This window comes from uncultured Paenalcaligenes sp., assembly GCF_947630565.1.
GTDB lineage: Bacteria > Pseudomonadota > Gammaproteobacteria > Burkholderiales > Burkholderiaceae_B > Paenalcaligenes > Paenalcaligenes faecalis.
The window spans coordinates 13,584-34,193 of the sequence record NZ_CANRIC010000010.1; the positions used below are offsets into that span (position 1 = coordinate 13,584).

Annotated in this window: 20 protein-coding genes; 12 read left to right on the forward strand and 8 right to left on the reverse strand. The window is 45.9% G+C overall.

The features are described from left to right. Nucleotides 1–13: 13 nt before the first annotated feature. From sucC to Q0Z62_RS03625, 3 genes are all read left to right on the forward strand, one after another. Nucleotides 14–1,174 (forward strand): ADP-forming succinate--CoA ligase subunit beta, encoded by a 1,161-nt coding sequence (gene sucC, locus Q0Z62_RS03615; protein ID WP_298050938.1) that lies wholly within the window; start codon nt 14–16, stop codon nt 1,172–1,174. Between the two features lie 18 nt (nt 1,175–1,192). Further along, nucleotides 1,193–2,074 (forward strand): succinate--CoA ligase subunit alpha, encoded by an 882-nt coding sequence (gene sucD, locus Q0Z62_RS03620; RefSeq protein ID WP_269902003.1) that lies wholly within the window; start codon nt 1,193–1,195, stop codon nt 2,072–2,074. Nucleotides 2,075–2,151: 77 nt separating this feature from the next. Next, nucleotides 2,152–3,069 carry a DMT family transporter gene (locus tag Q0Z62_RS03625; protein WP_269902004.1) on the forward strand — a complete coding sequence of 306 codons (918 nt, stop codon included), beginning with the start codon at nt 2,152–2,154 and terminating at the stop codon, nt 3,067–3,069. A 56-nt stretch (nt 3,070–3,125) separates the two neighbouring features. On the opposite strand, the gene Q0Z62_RS03630 is transcribed toward Q0Z62_RS03625, so the two are convergent. Continuing rightward, nucleotides 3,126–3,959 carry a pyruvate, water dikinase regulatory protein gene (locus Q0Z62_RS03630; protein ID WP_269902005.1) on the reverse strand — a complete coding sequence of 278 codons (834 nt, stop codon included), beginning with the start codon at nt 3,957–3,959 and terminating at the stop codon, nt 3,126–3,128. Nucleotides 3,960–4,107: 148 nt separating this feature from the next. Between Q0Z62_RS03630 and ppsA the strand changes: the two genes are divergently transcribed. Next, on the forward strand, nt 4,108–6,471 hold the full coding sequence (gene ppsA, locus Q0Z62_RS03635; RefSeq protein WP_269902006.1) for a phosphoenolpyruvate synthase: 2,364 nt from the start codon (nt 4,108–4,110) through the stop codon (nt 6,469–6,471). 65 nt (nt 6,472–6,536) lie between these two features. Here ppsA and Q0Z62_RS03640 read toward each other — a convergent pair whose 3' ends face one another. After that, nucleotides 6,537–8,111 (reverse strand): ABC transporter substrate-binding protein, encoded by a 1,575-nt coding sequence (locus tag Q0Z62_RS03640; protein ID WP_298050946.1) that lies wholly within the window; start codon nt 8,109–8,111, stop codon nt 6,537–6,539. A gap of 180 nt (nt 8,112–8,291) precedes the next feature. Here Q0Z62_RS03640 and Q0Z62_RS03645 point away from each other — a divergent pair, with 180 nt between their 5' ends. Continuing rightward, on the forward strand, nt 8,292–9,593 hold the full coding sequence (locus tag Q0Z62_RS03645; protein ID WP_298050949.1) for an NAD(P)/FAD-dependent oxidoreductase: 1,302 nt from the start codon (nt 8,292–8,294) through the stop codon (nt 9,591–9,593). Here Q0Z62_RS03645 and smpB read toward each other — a convergent pair. Further along, nucleotides 9,590–10,051 (reverse strand): SsrA-binding protein SmpB, encoded by a 462-nt coding sequence (smpB, locus tag Q0Z62_RS03650; protein ID WP_269902009.1) that lies wholly within the window; start codon nt 10,049–10,051, stop codon nt 9,590–9,592. The genes Q0Z62_RS03645 and smpB overlap by 4 nt on opposite strands. 55 nt (nt 10,052–10,106) lie before the next feature. On the opposite strand from smpB, the gene Q0Z62_RS03655 reads away from it, so the two are divergent. Together Q0Z62_RS03655 and Q0Z62_RS03660 are read left to right on the forward strand one after the other, a co-directional pair. Further along, nucleotides 10,107–10,544, forward strand: coding sequence for a type II toxin-antitoxin system RatA family toxin (locus Q0Z62_RS03655; protein WP_269902010.1), 438 nt, complete (start codon nt 10,107–10,109; stop codon nt 10,542–10,544). Nucleotides 10,545–10,572: 28 nt separating this feature from the next. Beyond that, nucleotides 10,573–10,911, forward strand: coding sequence for an RnfH family protein (locus tag Q0Z62_RS03660; protein ID WP_269902011.1), 339 nt, complete (start codon nt 10,573–10,575; stop codon nt 10,909–10,911). Here the strand turns inward: Q0Z62_RS03660 and Q0Z62_RS03665 are convergent, their stop codons facing one another. Next, the gene (locus tag Q0Z62_RS03665) at nt 10,912–11,841 is read right to left on the reverse strand and encodes a folate-binding protein (protein WP_298050954.1); all 930 of its coding nucleotides are present in this window, start codon (nt 11,839–11,841) and stop codon (nt 10,912–10,914) included. A gap of 115 nt (nt 11,842–11,956) precedes the next feature. On the opposite strand from Q0Z62_RS03665, the gene mltG reads away from it, so the two are divergent. Genes mltG through Q0Z62_RS03690 form a run of 5 tightly spaced genes read left to right on the forward strand, consistent with a single transcriptional unit; the run spans nt 11,957 to nt 16,234 of the window. After that, nucleotides 11,957–12,961, forward strand: a complete 1,005-nt coding sequence (gene mltG / locus Q0Z62_RS03670) for an endolytic transglycosylase MltG (RefSeq protein WP_298050957.1) — start codon at nt 11,957–11,959, stop codon at nt 12,959–12,961. An 8-nt stretch (nt 12,962–12,969) separates the two neighbouring features. Next, nucleotides 12,970–13,608, forward strand: coding sequence for a dTMP kinase (gene tmk / locus Q0Z62_RS03675; RefSeq protein ID WP_269902014.1), 639 nt, complete (start codon nt 12,970–12,972; stop codon nt 13,606–13,608). Next, complete coding sequence (holB, locus tag Q0Z62_RS03680) at nt 13,593–14,630, forward strand: DNA polymerase III subunit delta' (RefSeq protein ID WP_298050961.1); 1,038 nt, start codon at nt 13,593–13,595, stop codon at nt 14,628–14,630. The genes tmk and holB overlap by 16 nt, the downstream gene beginning before the upstream one ends. An 8-nt stretch (nt 14,631–14,638) precedes the next feature. Continuing rightward, entirely contained in the window at nt 14,639–15,427 is a 789-nt protein-coding gene (locus tag Q0Z62_RS03685) for a TatD family hydrolase (RefSeq protein ID WP_298050964.1), read from the forward strand. A 12-nt stretch (nt 15,428–15,439) separates the two neighbouring features. Continuing rightward, nucleotides 15,440–16,234 carry an ankyrin repeat domain-containing protein gene (locus Q0Z62_RS03690; RefSeq protein WP_298050967.1) on the forward strand — a complete coding sequence of 265 codons (795 nt, stop codon included), beginning with the start codon at nt 15,440–15,442 and terminating at the stop codon, nt 16,232–16,234. Between the two features lie 74 nt (nt 16,235–16,308). On the opposite strand, the gene Q0Z62_RS03695 is transcribed toward Q0Z62_RS03690, so the two are convergent. The 4 genes from Q0Z62_RS03695 to ugpB form a co-directional block, all read right to left on the reverse strand. Continuing rightward, nucleotides 16,309–17,394, reverse strand: a complete 1,086-nt coding sequence (locus Q0Z62_RS03695; RefSeq protein ID WP_298050970.1) for a sn-glycerol-3-phosphate import ATP-binding protein UgpC — start codon at nt 17,392–17,394, stop codon at nt 16,309–16,311. Between the two features lie 26 nt (nt 17,395–17,420). Next, complete coding sequence (gene ugpE / locus Q0Z62_RS03700; protein ID WP_269902019.1) at nt 17,421–18,266, reverse strand: sn-glycerol-3-phosphate ABC transporter permease UgpE; 846 nt, start codon at nt 18,264–18,266, stop codon at nt 17,421–17,423. An 8-nt stretch (nt 18,267–18,274) separates the two neighbouring features. Beyond that, the gene (ugpA, locus tag Q0Z62_RS03705; RefSeq protein ID WP_269902020.1) at nt 18,275–19,156 is read right to left on the reverse strand and encodes a sn-glycerol-3-phosphate ABC transporter permease UgpA; all 882 of its coding nucleotides are present in this window, start codon (nt 19,154–19,156) and stop codon (nt 18,275–18,277) included. A 129-nt stretch (nt 19,157–19,285) separates the two neighbouring features. Continuing rightward, entirely contained in the window at nt 19,286–20,593 is a 1,308-nt protein-coding gene (ugpB, locus tag Q0Z62_RS03710) for a sn-glycerol-3-phosphate ABC transporter substrate-binding protein UgpB (protein WP_269902021.1), read from the reverse strand. Nucleotides 20,594–20,610: the final 17 nt, after the last annotated feature.

Sequence of the window (20,610 nt, forward strand, 5' to 3'; positions counted from 1 at the left end):
TGACAGGTACTAAATGAAAATTCATGAATATCAGGGCAAAGCACTGTTAAGAAAGTACGGTGTAGCAGTGCCAGAAGGCATTCCTGCGTTTTCCGTCGATGAAGCAGTTGCAGCGGCCGAAAAGCTAGGGGGCCCAGTATGGGTTGTTAAAGCGCAAATTCATGCCGGTGGTCGTGGTATGGGTGGTGGGGTTAAATTAGCTCGTTCTATGGACGAAGTAAAACAACTCGCTACTGAAATCCTAGGTATGCAATTAATTACGCACCAAACTGGCCCTGAAGGTCAAAAGGTTCGTCGTTTGCTTATCGAAGATGGCGCGGATATTAAAAAAGAATACTACGTAGGTATTGTGACTGATCGTGAGTCTCAGCGTATTTGTGTGATGGCTTCTGCTGAAGGTGGTATGGAGATCGAAGAGGTCGCCGAGTCCAACCCAGAAAAAATCCTAAAAGCCTTTGTAGATCCTAAAGTTGGTCTAACAACCGAGCAAGCCATTGGTTTAGCTGCTGGTATTGGTATCCCTGAGGCTTCCCAAGCTCAGGCCGCTGATCAGTTACAAAAACTGTACCAAGTATACTGGGATACAGATGCTTCATTGGCTGAAATTAACCCATTGATCTTGACTGGTTCTGGCGACATTATGGCGTTGGATGCGAAGTTCAACTTCGACACGAACGCTTTGTACCGTCAAGCAGACGTGGTTGAGTTCCGTGACTTAGACGAAGAAGATCCTGCCGAAGTCGAAGCCAGTAAGTTCGATTTAGCTTATATTCAACTAGACGGTAATATCGCATGTCTAGTGAACGGAGCGGGTCTAGCTATGGCAACAATGGATACCATCAAGCTATTTGGTGGTGAGCCAGCTAACTTCTTAGACGTGGGTGGTGGTGCTACAGCTGAAAAAGTAACCGAAGCATTCAAAATCATGTTGAAAAATGATGATGTGAAAGCCATTTTGGTTAATATTTTCGGTGGCATTATGCGTTGTGACGTGATTGCCGAGGGCGTGATTGCTGCGTGTAAAGCAGTGAATCTAGACGTACCTTTGGTTGTTCGCATGAAAGGGACTAACGAAGAGCTAGGTAAACAAATGCTAGCTGATTCGGGTCTACCTATCATTAGTGCAGACACCATGGCCGAAGCCGCAACCAAAGTGGTTGCCGCCGCTAAATAACCGGAAAGGATTTTTTACATGTCAATTCTGATTAACAAAGATACTAAGGTTATTACACAGGGTATTACTGGTAAAACCGGTCAGTTTCACACTCGTATGTGCCGTGAATACGGTAATGGGATGCAGGCTTTCGTAGCGGGTGTAAACCCAAAACGTGCCGGAGAGGACTTTGAAGGTGTGCCTATCTACGCTTCCGTTAAAGAAGCTCGTGATGCAACAGGCGCAACCGTTTCTGTTATTTATGTACCCCCAGCAGGCGCAGCCGCTGCTATCTGGGAAGCCGTCGAAGCAGATCTAGATCTCGTTATTTGTATCACTGAAGGTATCCCTGTACGTGATATGTTGGAATTACGCAATCGTATGCGTGAAGAAAACAAAAAAACTTTGCTGTTAGGCCCTAACTGCCCAGGTTTAATTGTTCCTGACGAAATCAAAATCGGTATTATGCCTGGTCATATTCACCGTAAAGGTCGTATTGGTGTGGTTAGCCGTTCAGGTACATTGACTTACGAAGCTGTTGCTCAGTTAACTGAGTTGGGCTTAGGTCAGTCTGCTGCTGTAGGTATTGGTGGCGATCCTATCAATGGTCTAAAACACATTGACGTATTGAAAATGTTCAATGATGATCCGGATACAGATGCTGTTATCATGATCGGTGAGATTGGCGGTCCTGACGAGGTAAACGCTGCACTTTGGGCTAAAGACAACATGACTAAACCCATCGTTGGCTTTATCGCTGGTGTAACAGCGCCTCCCGGAAAACGCATGGGCCATGCTGGCGCATTGATTTCGGGTGGCGATGACACTGCGGATGCAAAAATGGCAGTTATGGAAGCGTGCGGTATCAAAACCACACGTGATCCTTCCGAAATGGGTAAATTGCTGAAATCAATTCTATAATTGATGAAGTAGGACGCGCAGAACCCCGCTTAGGCGGGGTTTTTTGTGTCTACATAAAAAATAAACAGAGACAACTTATGGATATGACACGACGTGCTTTAGATTTACAAGCCACCACCTTGATGGTGCTGCTTTGCCTCACCTGGTCTTTGGCTCAAATTGTTTTGAAATATACAGCCGCTGATATGGCGCCTACTCTACAAATAGCACTTCGCTCAGGTGGGGCGGCGGTGTTGACATATTTACTGGTGCGATGGCGAAAAATGCCCGTATTTACGGTTGCTGGAGCGTGGAAGCCTGGTCTATTGGTAGGTGCTTTATTTGCAGGAGAGTTTTTTCTTTTAGGAGAGGCCTTGCGTTATACCACAGCGTCGCATGTGTCTATCTTCCTCTATAGTGCGCCTTTGTTTGCAGCCTTGGGTCTGCATTTTTTCTCGCCAGAAGAGCGATTAAATCGCTTGCAGTGGTTAGGGATCATTGTGGCTTTTTCTGGTATTGCCATTAGCTTTTTAGGCAGGGATGGCACATACAACACCCTTGAGAGCCCAAATATGTTGCTAGGCGATGCCTTGGCGATTTTAGGGGGGATGTTTTGGGGAGCGACTACAGTGGTAGTGCGAGGCTCACGACTCAAAAATGCCACGGCCACAGAGACATTATTTTATCAATTGATTGCGGCTTTTGTGATTTTAGGTGTGGGGGCAATGGGAATGGGGCAAACAGATATCCATTGGTCTACCCGTTTGGTGGGCAGTCTGATATTTCAGGTTGTCTTGGTGTCTTTTGTGAGTTTATTGATTTGGTTTTGGCTCTTACGTCACTATCTGGCATCTCGTTTAGGCGTTTTGTCTTTTATGTCCCCCTTGTTTGGTGTGATTCTAGGGGTGTGGTTATTAAACGAGAAAATAGACCAAAGCTTTGTGATTGGTGCGCTGTGTGTGGTGGTGGGTATTTTATTAGTGAGTGGTCAGGAGTGGTTTTTTAAGAAGAAATAAAAAGGCCTGCTAAATGTGAGTCCTTATCCATATCTAGCAGGCTTTTTTAAAAAGTCTTAATAAATTCGTTGATTTAAACCCACCTCTTCGAGGATTTTGGTGGAAATTTCCTCAATGGATTTAGTGGTGGTAGAAAGCCAGGAGATGTTCTCTAAGCGCATTAGACGCTCAGCCTCTGCTACCTCATTAATACATTGTTTTAATGAGGCATAGGTACTGTTGGGGCGTCGTTCGTTGCGTACTTCTGCTAGACGATCTGGATGAATAGATAAGCCAAATAGTTTTTTACGATAAGGCACTAATGATAGAGGTAGAGCACCACGCTCAAAGTCATCTGGAATCAAGGGGTAATTGGCAGCCTTAACCCCGTATTGCATCGCAAGATAGAGACTTGTTGGGGTTTTGCCACAACGAGATACCCCCACTAAAATAACGTCAGCTTGCTCTAAGCCATTAATAAGCTGACCGTCATCGTGAGCTAAACTGAAGTTAATGGCCTCGATGCGATTGCTATATTGTTTAGACATGACGTTGCTGTGAGATCTACCCACAGAGCGATCAGACTTAGTCCCTAGAGCACGTTCTATATGGCGCACGAAACTGCCAAATAAGTCCATAAAGATGCAGTTGGCTGCGCCAATAATGCGTGCCATTTTTGGATCTACAAGCGTGCTAAATACCAACGGTTTCTCACCCGTTTCATCAAAGCAGCGATTGATACGGCCAGCCACATCATGTGCTTTTTCAATGGTATCAATGAAGGGGACGCGTACAGCTTGGAACTTAAATTGTTGAAATTGTGATAAAACCGAATGGCTAAAGGTTTCAGCGGTAATGCCAGTGCTGTCTGAAACCACGAAGACAGTACGATCTATAGGGGAATTTGTCATATTTAATAGTACACACAAAGGCGATAAACGGTACAATCGCAAAGAGTAACAACCATTGCTTAGCTAAGCAAGGCGAGTTTGCCTAGTACATTGCGATATATCTAATGTATTACACAAACTTGCTTTTTACTTTTTTAAGGTGACTTTTATGTCTTATGTATTGCCTTTCGAGACGCTGCGCATGACAGACGTCGAAATTGTTGGTGGTAAAAACGCGTCTTTGGGCGAAATGATTAGCCAGTTGGCCAATGCCGGTGTGCGTGTGCCAGGTGGTTTTGCTACAACGGCCGAAGCATTCCGTGAGTTTTTACGTGCTGACAGCTTGGACAAGCGTATCGAAGAGCGTTTATCCACGCTGGACCCGGATGATGTACGTGCTTTGGCCGAGGCCGGTGCACAGATCCGTCAGTGGATCATTGATACGCCATTTCCTGCTTCCTTAGAACAGCAAATTCGCGATGGCTTTGCCAAACTAGATGCTGATGGTAAAGGCTCGTTTGCAGTACGTTCTTCTGCTACTGCAGAGGATTTACCAGATGCTTCTTTTGCAGGCCAACAAGAAAGCTACTTGAACGTAGTGGGTATTGATGACGTACTAGAAAAAATTCATCTGGTTTTTGCCTCTTTATACAACGACCGTGCTATTTCATACCGTGTACATAAAGGCTTTGAGCACGCTGAGGTTGCTATTTCTGCCGGTGTACAACGTATGGTTCGTTCCGATAAGGGCAGCTCAGGCGTTATGTTCACTATAGACACGGAATCTGGTTTTAAAGACGTCGTATTTATTACATCCGCTTATGGATTGGGTGAAACCGTGGTTCAGGGCGCCGTAAACCCGGACGAATTCTACGTGTTTAAACCTTCCTTAGCTGCTGGTCACGATGCGATTATTAGTCGTCGTATTGGTTCCAAGCTATTGCGGATGGAATTTGATGAAAAACGTGAAAGTGGCGAAGCAGTACGTACTGTAGATGTCCCCGTTTCCGAGCGCAATCGCTACTCCCTATCTGACGAAGAGGTGAATGAGTTAGCGCGTTACGCCATGATTATTGAAAACCACTACCAGCGTCCTATGGATATTGAGTGGGGTCGTGATGGGATTGATGGCAAAATTTATATTCTTCAAGCTCGTCCAGAAACCGTTAAATCACAACTTGGTAATAATGATGTCCAAGAGCGCTACAAACTAAAAGCGACAGGCGAAGTTCTGGTCACAGGCCGCGCTATTGGTCAAAAAATCGGTTCAGGTAAAGTCCGTTTGGTGGGTGATGCCAGCGAAATGCATCATGTTCAAGCGGGCGACGTATTAGTGACTGATATGACAGACCCGAACTGGGAACCAGTGATGAAATTGGCATCCGCCATCGTTACAAACCGTGGTGGTCGTACATGTCACGCTGCAATTATTGCACGTGAACTAGGTATTCCTGCTGTGGTTGGCTGTGCTGATGCGACAGACGTATTAAAAGAAGGCCAAGAGGTCACCGTGTCGTGTGCAGAGGGTGATGAGGGCCGTATTTACGACGGTTTACTTGAAACTGAAATCGAGGAAGTTCGTTGGGGTGAAATGCCAGAGATTGGCATGAAAGTCATGATGAACGTCGGTAATCCACAGTTAGCTTTTGATTTCTCTCAGATTCCTAATGATGGGGTAGGTCTAGCTCGTCTCGAGTTCATCATTAATAACAATATTGCTATTCACCCTAAAGCCGTTTTGGATTACCCGAATGTAGACGCTGACTTGAAAAAAGCAGTTGAGTCCGCTGCGCGTGGTTACGCCAGTCCGCGTGCTTTCTATGTGGAAAAGCTAGCCGAGGGTATTGCTACCTTAGCTGCCGCCTTTTACCCGAAAACCGTTATCGTACGTATGTCTGATTTTAAATCAAACGAATACCGTAAGTTAGTCGGTGGTTCACGTTACGAGCCCGAGGAAGAGAATCCAATGTTGGGTTTCCGTGGTGCAGCCCGTTATGTATCTGATGACTTCCAAGAGTGCTTCCGCATGGAATGTGAGGCGCTGAAAAAAGTTCGTGATGAAATGGGTTTAACTAACGTTGAGATCATGGTGCCTTTTGTGCGTACACTGACTCAAGCTGAAAAAGTGGTTAACTTGTTGGCGGATAATGGCCTAGAGCGCGGTAAAAACGGTTTACGTTTGATCATGATGTGTGAGGTTCCATCTAACGCTATTTTAGCAGAGGAATTCTTGCAATTCTTTGATGGTTTCTCTATCGGTTCTAATGATATGACGCAGTTAACTTTAGGTCTGGATCGTGACTCAGGGATGGAGTTACTTGCTGCAGATTTTGATGAGCGTGATGCTGCCGTTAAATTTATGTTGAGCCGTGCTATACAAGCATGTCGCAAGGCTGGTAAATACGTAGGTATTTGTGGTCAAGGCCCTAGCGATCATCCTGATTTAGCTGAGTGGTTACGTGATGAAGGGATTGTGTCTATTTCACTGAATCCTGACACAGTAGTAGATACGTGGCAGCGTTTAGCTAAATAAAGAAATGCTGACATAAAAACGGGGCTGATATAAAATCAGCCCCGTTTTTTATTGCTTATTAAGCACTAATCAATAGTGACCCATTTAGGGGTTAAATGATTATTGGCACGATGGACTACATGCACATTTTTAGCCATAGCCCAAGGGATAACCTGATCATGCAATGGAATATGGCCTACCTCTTTGGCATGAATCGTTAAGGCCTCATGAATGGCTGCATTCCGTTTTTGAGGGTCGGTTTCGACTTTGATTTGATCTATCAGCTGATCGACTTGGGTATTACTGTAATGCCCAAAGTTAAAAGCACCATCAGCACCTTCACCTTTACTGTGGATGAGGCTCTGTAAGGTATAAAGCGCATCAAAAGTAGGCACGCCCCAGCCAAACAAATAGGCACTTGTGTCATAGGCATGCAATTTGGGGAAGTAAATAGCACGCGGCATGGTATTTAACGTGGCTTTGACACCTGCTTTAGCCCACATGTTGATAATAGCCTGACAGATGGCTTCATCGTTGATATAGGTGTCGTTAGAGCAGTCTAGGGTGAAGCGCAACTCGTTTGGACCGTAGCCTGCTTCGGCTAATAAATGTTGCGCTTTTTTCAGATCGGGGGCGGGGCGTGCTGCTAGGGCCTCTGTCCAACCGTTAACTTGTGGGGCGATCATGGTTCCGGTGGGTAACGATGCGCCGCGCATAACGATTTTTTGAATGGCTTGGGTATCTATTGAGATATATAAAGCCTCGCGCACACGCTGGTCGGTAAAAGGGTTTTTTCCTTTAATAGAGCTGTATTTTAGCTCGGGGCTGTGTTGATCTAAACCGATGTAGATCGTACGGAACTCATTGCCTTCTATTACTTTGGCTTGTTGTTTAAGACGTGCTAGATCTTGGGCCGGAGGATCTAAAATAAAATCAATTTCGCCAGAAAGTAAGGCAGCGGTACGTGTTGCGTTTTGAGCAATAGGCGTATAGACCACACGGCTGACATTCCCTGTTTTTTCTGCTTGACCCCACCAGTTTTTATTCTCAGTATAGATAGTACGTACATCTGCCTCGCGTGACTCTAGCTGATAAGACCCTGTGCCATTGGTATGATGGGTTGCGAAATTTTCTTCTTTTTTGCCAAAGTCTTGTGGGGTAGTGGCATTATTTGCCTCTGCCCATGATTTACTCATCATGAACACATTAGTAAGTAGACGCAGTAATACAGGGTTGGGTGCAGCGGTTTCAATTTCTACGGTGTAGTCATCTATTTTTTTTATGTCTACAAATCCGTCCACATAGGCTTTGAATCCAGAGGTGGGCGACATAGCACGTTGGAACGAAAACACCACATCATCGGCAGTAAATGGGCTGCCGTCATGAAAACTAACATTTTTACGTAAATGAAAGCGCCATAAGGTATCTGATAGCTGTTCCCAAGAACGAGCTAAAGCCGGAACTATGGTGAACTCTTTATCATATTCAACTAAGGGTTCATAGACATAATTGGAAAAGTTATTAGTGACACGTTCATTTTGCGCATGGGGGTCTAAGGTCAGTAAATCCCCTTGACTAGCCCAACGCAGGGTTTTGGCATGACTAGTAAGCGGAATAAATAAGCTAGCAGTGAGGGTGGCAATAGCCAATTTTTTTAGCATGTTTTGTCTTAGTGGTAGGAGTCAATCAGGAGCATGATGGTGCCTGAGTATCGAAGAGGGTGTCAACGATAAGCATAGAACCTAAAAGTATAAAGAATGAAAGGTTTTGTTTGCCGCTTATAGGCAATGATGCCGCATTGCAGCATAATAGATAGAGATCAACATATTAAGGAGTATTCAATGACCACAAGCCCTATAGTCATCGTAGGTGGAGGTGCGGGAGGCTTAGAGTTGGCTGCTAAGTTAGGACGCCAGTATGGGCCCAGTCAAGTATATTTGATTGATAAAGATACAGACCATATTTGGAAACCGTCCCTACATGAGGTTGCCGCAGGCACATTGGATATTCATCGGGAGGGACTGTCCTATTTTATGCTGGCACGAGATTGTAACTTCACCTTTATCTTGGGCGCACTCGAACAATTAGATAAAGAAAAAAAGCAGATCCAACTTGCTCCCGCTTATAACGAGGCAGGACAACAACTATTTCCGCAGCGCACCATTACCTATGGCACATTGGTAATTGCCGTAGGTAGTAAATCAAATTTTTTTAATACGCCAGGTGCGGCTGAATATGCAATTACCCTAGATGCAACAGCTCAAGCAGAGCAATTTAGAATGCAGTTGCTGCATGCTTTAACCCAATTTCAGGGGGATGTGGTGGCGAATCAGCAGCCAGCACCATTGAATATTGCTATTGTAGGCGGTGGGGCAACCGGTGTAGAGCTGGCTGCAGAGCTGACGGAGGCGGTGGCTAGCCTACACTTTTATGGTGCTAATATGCAAACGCCAGAACGTCATTTGTCTATTACCCTAATTGAAGGGGCGGAGCGCATTTTGGTGGCTTTGCCTGCAGAACTCTCAGTCCGAGCCACTCAATTGTTGGCTTCACGCAAAATTAACGTTTGTACTGGGGTGCGGGTAACAGAAGTAAAAAAAGATCGGTTAATTGATCAAAATGGCACCAGTTATGCGGCAGACTTATGCGTGTGGGCTGCAGGGATTCAAGCTCCTGCTTTTTTAACAACCCTAGGCCTAGAGACGAATCGTATCAATCAGCTGGTCGTTAATGAGCGTTTAGAGACCGCCGACCCGCATATTTATGCCCTAGGTGACTGTGCCCAAGCCCCTTGGTTGGGTGAGCACGGCTATCTACCCGCACGTGCTCAGGTCGCGCATCAGCAGGCCAATTATCTCTATAAGGTTATTAGGCAAAAAAGACGTCAAAAGACGGTCGTAGAGCCTTTTAAATACAAAGACTACGGTTCTTTAGTGTCTGTGGGACACAGCAAGGGAGTAGGTAGTCTGATGGGCGTTTTATCAGGTAAAAGCTGGTTTGTAGAGGGATTAGTGGCTCGAACTATGTACATGAGCCTACATTTAATGCATCATGCAGCGGTTTTAGGCGTATTACGAACGGCTAGTTTGGCTTTAGGCCGATTGTTATTAAAACGCTCGGCCCCACGGGTGAAGTTGCATTAATCTTCCCGGCGACGCGTGTCATGCTTCATCCAACGCTCTTGCTCGCGTTGCCAGTCTCTATCCCTAGAGGTGTCGCGTTTATCGTGGTGTTTTTTACCCTTACCTAAGCCGATATCCATTTTGATGTGGCTGCGGCTGTAGTGCAGGTTGAGAGGAATCAGGGTGTAACCACGTTGTTCCACGCGACCGATTAGCTTACTGATTTCTTCGGATTTCAGTAAAAGCTTACGAGTTCGTGTGGCTTCGGGGGAAATATGCGTTGAGGTGGTGGCTAATGGGCTAATATGCATACCTATTACCCAGATTTCACCATCACGTATCACAATATAGCTTTCAGCTAGTTGCACATGACCACTGCGGATGGCTTTTACCTCCCAACCCTGTAATACTAAACCTGCTTCGTAGCGTTCTTCAATAAAATATTCGTGACGCGCTTTACGATTTTCAACAATACTCATGAATTCATCACCTATCTTAGGTAAAATCGATCTATTTATCCACTAAGCCAAATCGATGCATACAGTAAAACGATCCGTATTAGTTCCTTTTTCTTCTGCCCAGATGTTTGATCTGGTCGCCGATGTTGCCCGTTATCCTGAGTTCATGCCATGGTGTGGCGGGGCTGTGGTACATGAGCAGACTGAACAAGGCATGAAAGCCTCTGTCACCATTAGCATTGCCGGAATCAAGCAAACCTTTACTACCCAAAATACCCACGACTATCCGAATCATATTCGTTTACAGTTGGTCGATGGTCCTTTTTCTGACCTAAAAGGCGATTGGTATTTTACGGCCTTAGGCGAAGATGGGTGTAAGGTTGAGTTCGTCATGGAGTACGCGTTTGCGAGTCGAGCTTTAGAAATGGTGGTTGGCCCAATTTTTAATCGAGTCGCCAATAGCTTTATTGATTCGTTTACGCGTCGTGCCCATGATCTTTACGACAACGAATGAACGCGTCATATAACGGGCTGAACTAACTATGATAACAATTGAATTGCTGTTTGCGGCAAAAAATCGTGTTTGGCAGCGATTTTTAACTGTGCCTAAGGGCACTACCGTATCCCATGCCTTAGCGCAAAGTGATCTTTATCAGGTGCATCCAGAAGCCAAAGAGCTGGCTTACGGTATTTTTGGTGAGCGTTGTCAACCAGAGACGGTGTTACAGGACAAGGATCGTATAGAGGTATATAGGCCGCTGGTTTTTGATCCGATGGATTCTCGACGGCGTCGTGCTGCGCACCGCGCTGAGCAAAAGCAAAATACAAAAAAACGCCGCAAACCAAGTATTGCGGCGAGTATGATTGTTAATCGTGATTAATTAGTATTTAGCTATTTCCCAGCCATAGGGCAAGGCCATGTTTTGAATGATTTTCCCCATTTCGCTGGCTGTGCATAGTGTTTTTTGTTCAAGGCCATCAATGAGGACTTCCATTAATAAGACTTGTCTTTGCCAAATGGCGTCATAGGCGGTATTAATGATGCGCCCAAAGGGGCGTTCAGGTTGTGCTGCATCAAAAATGTCTTGGCCTGCAAGTAAATCCAGTGCCTGATCAGACGAAATAACTCCTAGTGCTGCACGACGTTTAGCCGTGGTGCGATAGTGCAGTCGTGCCACGACTTCTTGGCCAGGAAAGCAGCCTTTTTTGAAGTTGACACCCCCAATAATATCTAGGTTGATGTCCTGAGGCAAAAACGCTTCATAGGTGGATTCTTGAATCCAGGCTAAACCGGCATACATATCAGCTGTAGACCATTGTGATGCGTCTGCCGAGGCGGGTGGGGCTTTATCAGCCTCGCAAATAAGCCAAGCCCTTGCTGTTTCGTTGTGGCTTGGGGCTGCAATGAGCGTACCAAGCGGGCCTTGTTGCACAGCATAGCTAGTAGCAGGTAGGGCAAAGGCAGAGGTAGGCGCGCCTTGGCTTATTCCGAAAACACGTAAATCGCTAAGAATAAGTTCAGCTTTAGCGCGTAATAAAAACATAGAAATACGTTTACGTACGGTTTCGGCGATGGAGCGCGGTAAAATGGCATAGAGGTTCTGAGCGTCAACGGGATCTGCATACACAATCATGGTTGCCTGTAGACGACCTTTAGCTTGGCAAAAACCAGCCAGAACGGCTTGCTCTGAGCTTAGAGCGTCAACAGCATTGGTTAATTGCGCTTGCATAAACGAGCGCGCCTCAGGCCCTTTAATGTGCAATACGGCAAAATCATCAAGTGCACAGAGTTGATCAGAGGTAAAGGTCATAGTATTCATTTTTAGGCAGCACTGAAAAATTGAGTGGATTCTATATAATAGCTGTCTTAACTAAAATAGATACCTATATCACCAACGATAGGTAGGATAAACGTGGACAGTCATCATGAGAGTTAAATACATCGTAATCAGCCTAGTGACGCTAGTAGTTGGTCTTGCTAGCGCTGCTTATACAGGCTGGTGGTGGGTCACTGAGCGCCCTGTGCCTATGTCAGAGCCACGCATTGATTATGTGATTGAATCTGGGGCTGGCCCCAAGGCCATAGCCCGTACTATGCGCCAAGCGGGTATTGACATTGACGAGCAGCAGTTTGCTTTAGTCGCGCGATTGAGTGAAAAAGACAAATTGCTGCAAGCTGGCGCTTATGAGGCAGTACGTGGTGATAGTTTGTGGCGATTACTGCAACGCATGGCTCAGGGCGATATGATGCAAACACGACTTACCTTTGTCGAGGGGTGGGACTATAAACGGATTCGTCAGCATCTGGGCAGTGATGTGAATGTGAAGCAAACACTGATGGAAACCAGTGATGCTGAGCTATTGCAACGATTAGGGGCTGATGCAGATCATCCTGAGGGTTTGTTTTACCCTGATACGTATGTTTTTGTACCTGGCACCAGTGATTTTGATGTGTTACGTCGTGCCTATCAGGCACAAAAAGAGCTGCTAGAGACGCTTTGGGCGCAGCGTGATCCTGACCTGCCCTTAAAAACACCCTATGAGGCCCTCATTTTGGCGTCTATTGTAGAAAAGGAAACGGGACATAGTGCGGATAGAGACCGTGTGGCGGGCGTGTTTATTAATCGTTTGCGTATTGGTATGCTTTTACAAACGGATCCTACAGTTATTTATGGGATGGGTGAGGCTTATGATGGGCGTATTCGTAAACGAGATTTGCAAACCGACACAGCGTGGAATACGTATACGCGGGCCGGGTTACCGCCTACTCCTATAGCCAGTCCAGGCAAAGCGGCTTTGATGGCAACATTGCATCCCGAAAAACATGATTTTCTTTATTTTGTATCACGGGGTGATGGTACCAGCGAGTTCTCTAAGAATTTGAATGATCATAATCGCGCGGTTCGTAAATATATTTTAAAACGCAATTAGGCTTATACATGTCAGCAATAAAAAACGGGCTATTTTTAAGTTTGGAAGGGGTGGATGGTGCAGGAAAAAGTACGCATATCCCTTTTATTGAAACACACCTGCAGCGACTAGGCATTGAGGTGGTGGTGACAAGAGAGCCAGGTGGCACGGTGTTAGGTGAGACTTTACGTGAGCTGTTACTGCACAAGGACATGGACATAAGAACAGAGACCTTATTGATGTTTGCTGCCCGTAATGAGCACATTAAACAAGTGATTGAGCCCGCGTTAGTTCAAGGGAAATGGATCTTGTGTGATCGGTTTTCTGATGCCAGTTTTGCTTATCAGGGGGGCGGTCGAGAGTTAGGTGCGACTGCTATTGAAACCTTAGAGCAATGGGTGCATCCAGATTTGCAACCGGATCAGACATGGCTCTTTGATTTACCCCTAGAAATTGCCACTCAACGTTTACAAAATAGCCGTGTTTTAGATCGATTTGAGCAAGAACAGGCAGCATTTTTTGTGCGGACTCAACAGTTCTACCATCAACGAGCGCAACAGGATCCTCACCGTTTTTCCTTAGTGGATAGTAGTCAGCCTATTCACACCATCCAACAGCAACTGCAGCAGCAATTGCATCACCTGGTTGAATTATGGCAGAGCCGTTAACTGCATTGCAGTATTATCCTTGGCAAAAAGACGTCGCTGAACATTGGCTTTCTCATCAAGAGCGCTTTGCGCATGCCTGGTTAATTCATGGCTTAGCTGGCATTGGTAAGGTGCAGTTTGCTCTAGCAGGAGCCGCCGCCTTATTGTGTGAGCAGCCCTTGCGTCATATAGCCTGTGGTCACTGTGCCTCGTGTCAGTGGGTGTTGTCGGGTAATCATCCCGATTTGCGGTTTATTCGGCCTGATGCCGTCACCGCAGAGCAAGACCCTGAGTCGTTAGCCGGTACAAGCACGACTAAAACACCCTCTAAGCATATCCGAGTCGAACAACTCAGAGAATTATCGACTTGGTTTAATACAGCAAGCCATCGTGGGGGGTATAAAGTGGCGGTCTTGTATCCAGCCGAAAGTTTGAATGCTATTTCGGCTAATGCATTGCTAAAGGTGCTAGAGGAGCCTAATGAAAAAACCGTGTTTTTAGTGGTAGCAGACCATTACGAGCGTCTTTTACCCACGATTATCTCTAGATGTAGACGTTTGCCATTAGCTACACCAACCAAAGAGCAAAGCGTAGCGTGGCTCGACGGACAGATCGCGCAGCCAGAGCAATGGTTGGCAGCTGTTGGCGGAGCGCCTGTGGCAGCGTTAAAGGCCTCTCATACTCATCACAAGCCGTATCCAGACTGGCTAGATCAGTTATGTCAGTATTTGGCGCAAGGGCGTCATAAGGCGATTATTGCTTTAGCACCCCAACTCGAGGCAGTAGATCCCTCCATTTGGATAGAAACCTTACAGCGACTGCATGTGGACATACAGTTATGTATGCAAAACAGTTCAGTGCGTTATTACCCGCATTTACAGCCTTCACTTGAGTCTATCGCTGCACGCATGTCGGCGTTGGCTGTACAGCAGCAGTGGAAATGGCTTGTCACACAAAAACGGCATGCGGAGCATCCGCTAAACGCTAAACTATTGGTTCATACCGCCTTAGAACGTATTGCCCAAAGCCTTAGAGCAAGTTGATTTTTATTATGTATATCGATTCTCATTGTCATGTGGATTTTCCTGATCTAGCTCAAAACATAGATCAAATTTTACTCAATATGCAGCACAACCGCGTGTCTCAGGCGATGGTGGTGAGTGTTTGCTTAGAGGATTGGCCCGGCTTAATGGCATTGGTTGAGCAGCATCCGGAGTTTTTTGCTTCGGTAGGGGTGCACCCCGGCTATGATCAAGTGCCAGAGCCAAGCTATGCGGATTTATTTGAGCGAGCTCAGCATCCTAAAGTGATTGCCATTGGCGAGACGGGACTGGATTACTATCGCTTAGTGGAGCCTTTGGATTGGCAGCGTGATCGATTCGCCTTACATCTACAAGTCAGTAAAGACACTGGATTACCCAGTATTATTCATACACGTAATGCCATTGATGACACTCTGGGGATAATGCATGAGTTAGATGCAGGGCAGGTGGGTGGTGTAATGCATTGCTTTAGCGAGGACTGGGAGGCAGCGAAAAAAGCACTCGATTTAGGTTTCTATATTTCACTGTCTGGTATTGTGAGTTTTAAAAGTGCGAAGCAGGTTCACGAAGTAGCCACTAAAGTGCCTTTGGATCGTTTGCTCATAGAAACAGACTCTCCCTATTTAGCTCCGGTGCCGTATCGTGGCAAAATTAACACCCCAGCCTTAGTGGTGCATGTGGCAGAGCACATTGCTCAGTTACGTGGCATCCGAGCTGCAGATGTGGCGGCACACACCACCGAGAATTTTTACACCCTCTTTAATAAAGCTCATCCATTGACTGAGACATTGATCTAAAGGATTTACGTTATGACATTAATAAAATGGACGGCTATGCTTGGTTTAAGCCTTAGTTTGCTAAGCACGGCATATGCCGTAGAGGATGACTTTTGGTTAGATGTACAAAATAATAAATCCTCTTCGGTTATGCGTTATTTAGCGCAAGGCGTGGACCCCAATATCAAAAGCCGCGAAGAGCAGCCTGTGATTATGTGGGCGATCCAAAATGAGGCGTGGGGAGTCTATGATTTACTCGTCTCGCATCGAGCCTTTGATCCTAATGTGGTAAATGCTCACGATGAAACCCCATTGATGTATTTAGCGATTATGGGTGAGACTCAACGAGCTAATGACTTAATTACTAAAGGAGCCCAAGTCAATCGCTTAGGCTGGACGGCATTGCACTATGCGGCCTCTAAAAAGCAGGTGGACATGGCAGAGATGCTGATCAATCAAGGGGCGCTAGTAAATGCTGCCTCTGCTGATGGAACGACGGCGCTAATGATGGCTGCTCGTTCTGGTAGTAGCAAAATGGTTAATGTGCTATTGCAGCATGGTGCAGATCCCACGACACGTAGCTTAGCAAAACTTTCTGCTGCTGACTGGGCTCAATCGAATAAACAAACACGACTGGCAGAGCAATTGCGTCAGGTTGAGGCTGCATATCAAAAAGAGCGTGTAGAAAAAAAGGGGAAAGTGGGTTCATTTTCTATCCAAGATGTGGTGGAGCCTTCGGCTGAGTTATCTGGCACATCGGAACGAGCCACCCCGGGTAGCTCTCAGTATTTTGACCTAAAACGTTTTGATGAGCCAGCAACTCCGTAGTTGATAACCAAATACAAAAAAACATCCCGCTATCCTGTCAGGCAGCGGGATGTTTTTTAATGCAAAGAAAGCAATTACACGTCGATACGTTTGGTGGTTTTGGCATCAAACCAGTGCAGCTCGTAGTCCTCATTTAAACCAACTTGAATCACATCACCTATAGCGAGTGGATTCTCACGAGTTAGTTCGGTAGGAGTGCGCACCACAACGACATGATCACCATTGCGGCCATGAATTAGTTGCTCAGAGCCAAGAATTTCAATCATCTCAATGTCTACAGGGATACCTGCTGCGTGCAAAGTAATGTGTTCTGGGCGTATACCTAGAATAACATTTAGACCATGTAGAGCTGGGCTAATCAGATGCGTAGGCAGATGCAAAATCATCTCTCGATCGTTATACACGACCCCTTTTTCGTCTATGCGTACTGGTACTAAGTTCATGGGTGGGGAGCCAATGAAACTGGCCACAAAGGTCGAGGCCGGTTTTTCAAATACCTCCATGGGGGTACCGATTTGTTCTGCAATGCCTTTGTTCATCACAATCATACGTTGAGCCAAGGTCATGGCTTCGACTTGATCGTGTGTTACGTAGAGACTGGTTGTTTTAAGACGTTTATGTAAACGTTGGATTTCGAGACGCATTTGAACGCGTAGTTTTGCGTCTAGATTCGAGAGAGGTTCGTCAAACAAAAACACTTTAGGTTCGCGCACAATAGCACGTCCCATGGCGACACGTTGACGTTGTCCGCCTGATAGCTGTCGGGGGCGACGGTCTAGTAAATGAGTGAGTTCTAGAATTTGCGCAGCGACATTGACCCGTTCACGAATTTCTTCTTTGCTGTGTTTACGAATTTTTAAGCCGTATGCCATGTTGTCATACACACTCATGTGTGGGTAGAGCGCATAGTTTTGAAATACCATGGCGATATCTCGTTCTGCTGGCTCAAGCGTATTGACCACTTGATTATCAATACTGATGGTGCCACCTGTGATGCTTTCTAGACCTGCCACCATTCGCATTAGGGTGGATTTACCGCAGCCAGAGGGGCCAACGATGACGACAAACTCGCCATCCTGAACATCCATGTTAATGCCATGAATGACCTCAATATTGCCGGGATAGACCTTAGTTACGTTATTAAAAGTTAAACTTGCCATAATGTTGTAATTCCTGTGTAGTGGCCTTATTTTTCTGAGTCAACCAGACCTTTTACGAACCATTTTTGCATGAGCATGACCACCAAAGCGGGCGGAATCATAGCAAGCATGGCCGTGGCCATCACAATATTCCACTGTGTGACACTATCACCGCCTGAAATAAGGCGCTTGATACCAATCACAATGGGGTACATGTTTTCTTCGGTAGAGATAATGAGGGGCCATAAGTATTGATTCCAGCCATAAATAAACTGAATCACAAAAAGCGCTGCAATGCTGGTTTTGGATAATGGGAGCAATACGTCTTTAAAAAAACGCATGGGCCCAGCGCCATCAATTCGAGCAGCCTCGATGAGCTCATCCGGAACGGTTAAGTAAAACTGCCTAAATAAAAAGGTCGCAGTCGCCGAGGCGATTAAAGGCAGGGTTAAACCGGCATAGCTATTAAGTAAGCCTAGGTCAGCAACCACTTTAAAAGTGGGGGCAATACGTACCTCTACGGGTAGCATTAGGGTGACAAAAATCATCCAAAAAAACAGCATCCGAAATGGAAAGCGAAAATACACCACAGCAAATGCCGAGAGCATGGAGATCACAATTTTCCCAATTGCAATTACCAATGCCATAACGGTACTCACCCAAAGCATACGTGCTACAGGAGGTGCATTACTGCCTGGTTCACCAAAGAGAGCGTGTTTATAGTTTGCCCAAAAGTGATCACCTGGGAGCAAGGACATCGGAGCCTGAGCGACCTCTGCCGCGGTTTGTGTTGAGGCAACAAAGGTGATGTAGAGCGGAAAGGCAATAACCAATACACCTAAGAGCAAAATGAAATGACTAAAAAAGTCGAGTAAAGGACGTCGTTCAATCATAATGAGGCCTAGTAGTTAACACGACGGTCAATGTAGCGAAACTGAATGACGGTCAGAGCAATCACAATCAACATCAATACGACGGATTGCGCTGCGGAGGCGCCCAGATCTAAGCCACGGAAACCAACGTTGTAGACTTTATATACCAAAATAGAGGTGCTTTCACCTGGACCACCTTGTGTCATGACGTCAATGATGGCAAAGGTATCAAAGAAAGCATAAATGACGTTCACGACTAATAAGAAAAAGGTCGTAGGGGAAAGTAAGGGAAAGACAATAGACCAAAAACGACGTACTGGCCCTGCGCCATCAATGGCGGCTGCTTCGATCAATGAGCGTGGAATAGCTTGTAAGCCAGCAAGAAAGAAGAGGAAGTTATAAGAGATCTGTTTCCACACAGAGGCCATCACAACTAATAGCATGGCGTCATCCGCCTCTAAGCGTGGATTCCACGAAATACCCATCTCAAAAAGAAAAACGGCAATGATGCCCACAGAGGGGGAGAACATGAACAACCACAATACCCCAGCAACAGCGGTTGCAACGGCATAGGGCCAAATGAGCATGGTCTTATAAAAGGCCGCAGCACGAATTACCCGGTTGGCGAGTACGGCAAAAAGCAATGAGACAGCCAAGCCCACAATCGCAACCAAAAGTGAAAAGACGGCGGTAATTTTAAAGGAGTTGAGATAGGCAGATTGAGAAAACAGCTCTCTGAAGTTATCTAAGCCCACAAAGGTGGAGCTCAGACCAAAAGGATCTTCTAAGTGAAACGATTGCCATACTGCTTGACCGGCGGGTAAAAAGAAAAAAATTACCGTAATTGCCAGTTGGGGGGCAAGCAGTAGATAAGGCAGCGTTTTATGATTAAAAACGACGCGCTTTTCCATAAGGTGGTGTTAATACAAAAACGGGCGAGGGCTAAAAAAGCCTCACCTCAGAGTAAAAGAAAATACCGGAACAGAGTTATTTAGCCCTGTTCCGGTATGGATTGTAGACCAAGCAAATGATCTACGCGTTTATTTTACACTTTTCTCAAAACGCTCTAGTAGTTCGTTACTACGTGTCACCATGGTTTTTAGACCTTCCTCAGGAGTGACCTGACCGGAGAAGATCTTTTCCATTTCGCCATCTTCAATGTCACGAATTTGTGGCAAGAAGCCTAGGCGAATACCACGAGAGTTTTCGGTGGTGTTGGCGTCTAGCTGTTTAACGGCTACATCAGCACCTACGTTTTTCTCGTAAAAGCCAGAGGCTTTGGTGGCTTCGTAACCAGCGGTAGTGACAGGAACATATCCTGTGGCTTGGTGCCAAGCAGCAGCTTGCTCAGGACTAGAGATGTATTTAAAGAACTGGGTGATCCCTTTATAGACCTCATCCGATTTTTTTGCAAACACCCATAATGAGGCGCCACCAATGATGGAGTTCTGCGGTGCATTTGGCACGTCAGAGTAATAAGGCAAGGAGGTCGTACCAAATTCAAACTGACCCGTTTTGATGATATTGGCGCGGTTACCACTGGAGCCAGTAAACATGCCACATTTGCCTGCTGTAAATAGGGCATTAGGGGTGTCACCACGACCACCGTAGGTAAAGCTGCCGTCTTTAGCCATATCACTTAAGAAGGTAAGGTGCTTTACGAATAAAGGCTGATCAATTTGTAAACGTGCGTTTAAACCACCAAATCCATTGTCTTCACTGGCAAAAGGAACGTTATGCCAAGCGGCAAAGTTCTCAAGCAAAATCCAAGATGGCCATGACGAGGTGTAGCCACACTCGTAACCGGCTTCACGTACTTTTTTACCTGCAGCCGCTACCTCTTCCCACGTTTTAGGTGGATTTTCTGGGTCTAAACCTGCCTTTTTAAAGGCGTCTTTGTTGTAATACAATACGGCAGTGGAACTATTAAATGGCATAGAAACTAACTTGCCATCACTAGAGGAGTAGTAACCGCCTACTGCACCTAAAAAGGCTTTGGGGTCAATGGGGTTACCTACTTTTTCAGACATTTCCTGTACTGGCTGGATGGCGCCTTTAGCGTTCATCATGGTTGCCGTACCGACTTCGAAAACCTGTAGAATATCAGGAGCATTACCAGCGCGGAAAGCAGCAATACCTGCGTTCATGGACTCGCCGTAGTTACCTTTGTAGCTAGGTTTAACTACAAAGTCGGATTGGCTTTTGTTAAAGTTATCAACTAGCTCATTAACGCGATCGCCCAAGGCTCCTTCCATGGAATGCCAAAATTGGATGTCAGTTGCTGCTTGGGCTGAACCCATCATGGCCAAAACAGTAGCCAAAGATAAAGTAAATTGAGTAGCACGCATTTGCGTTCTCCTGGATG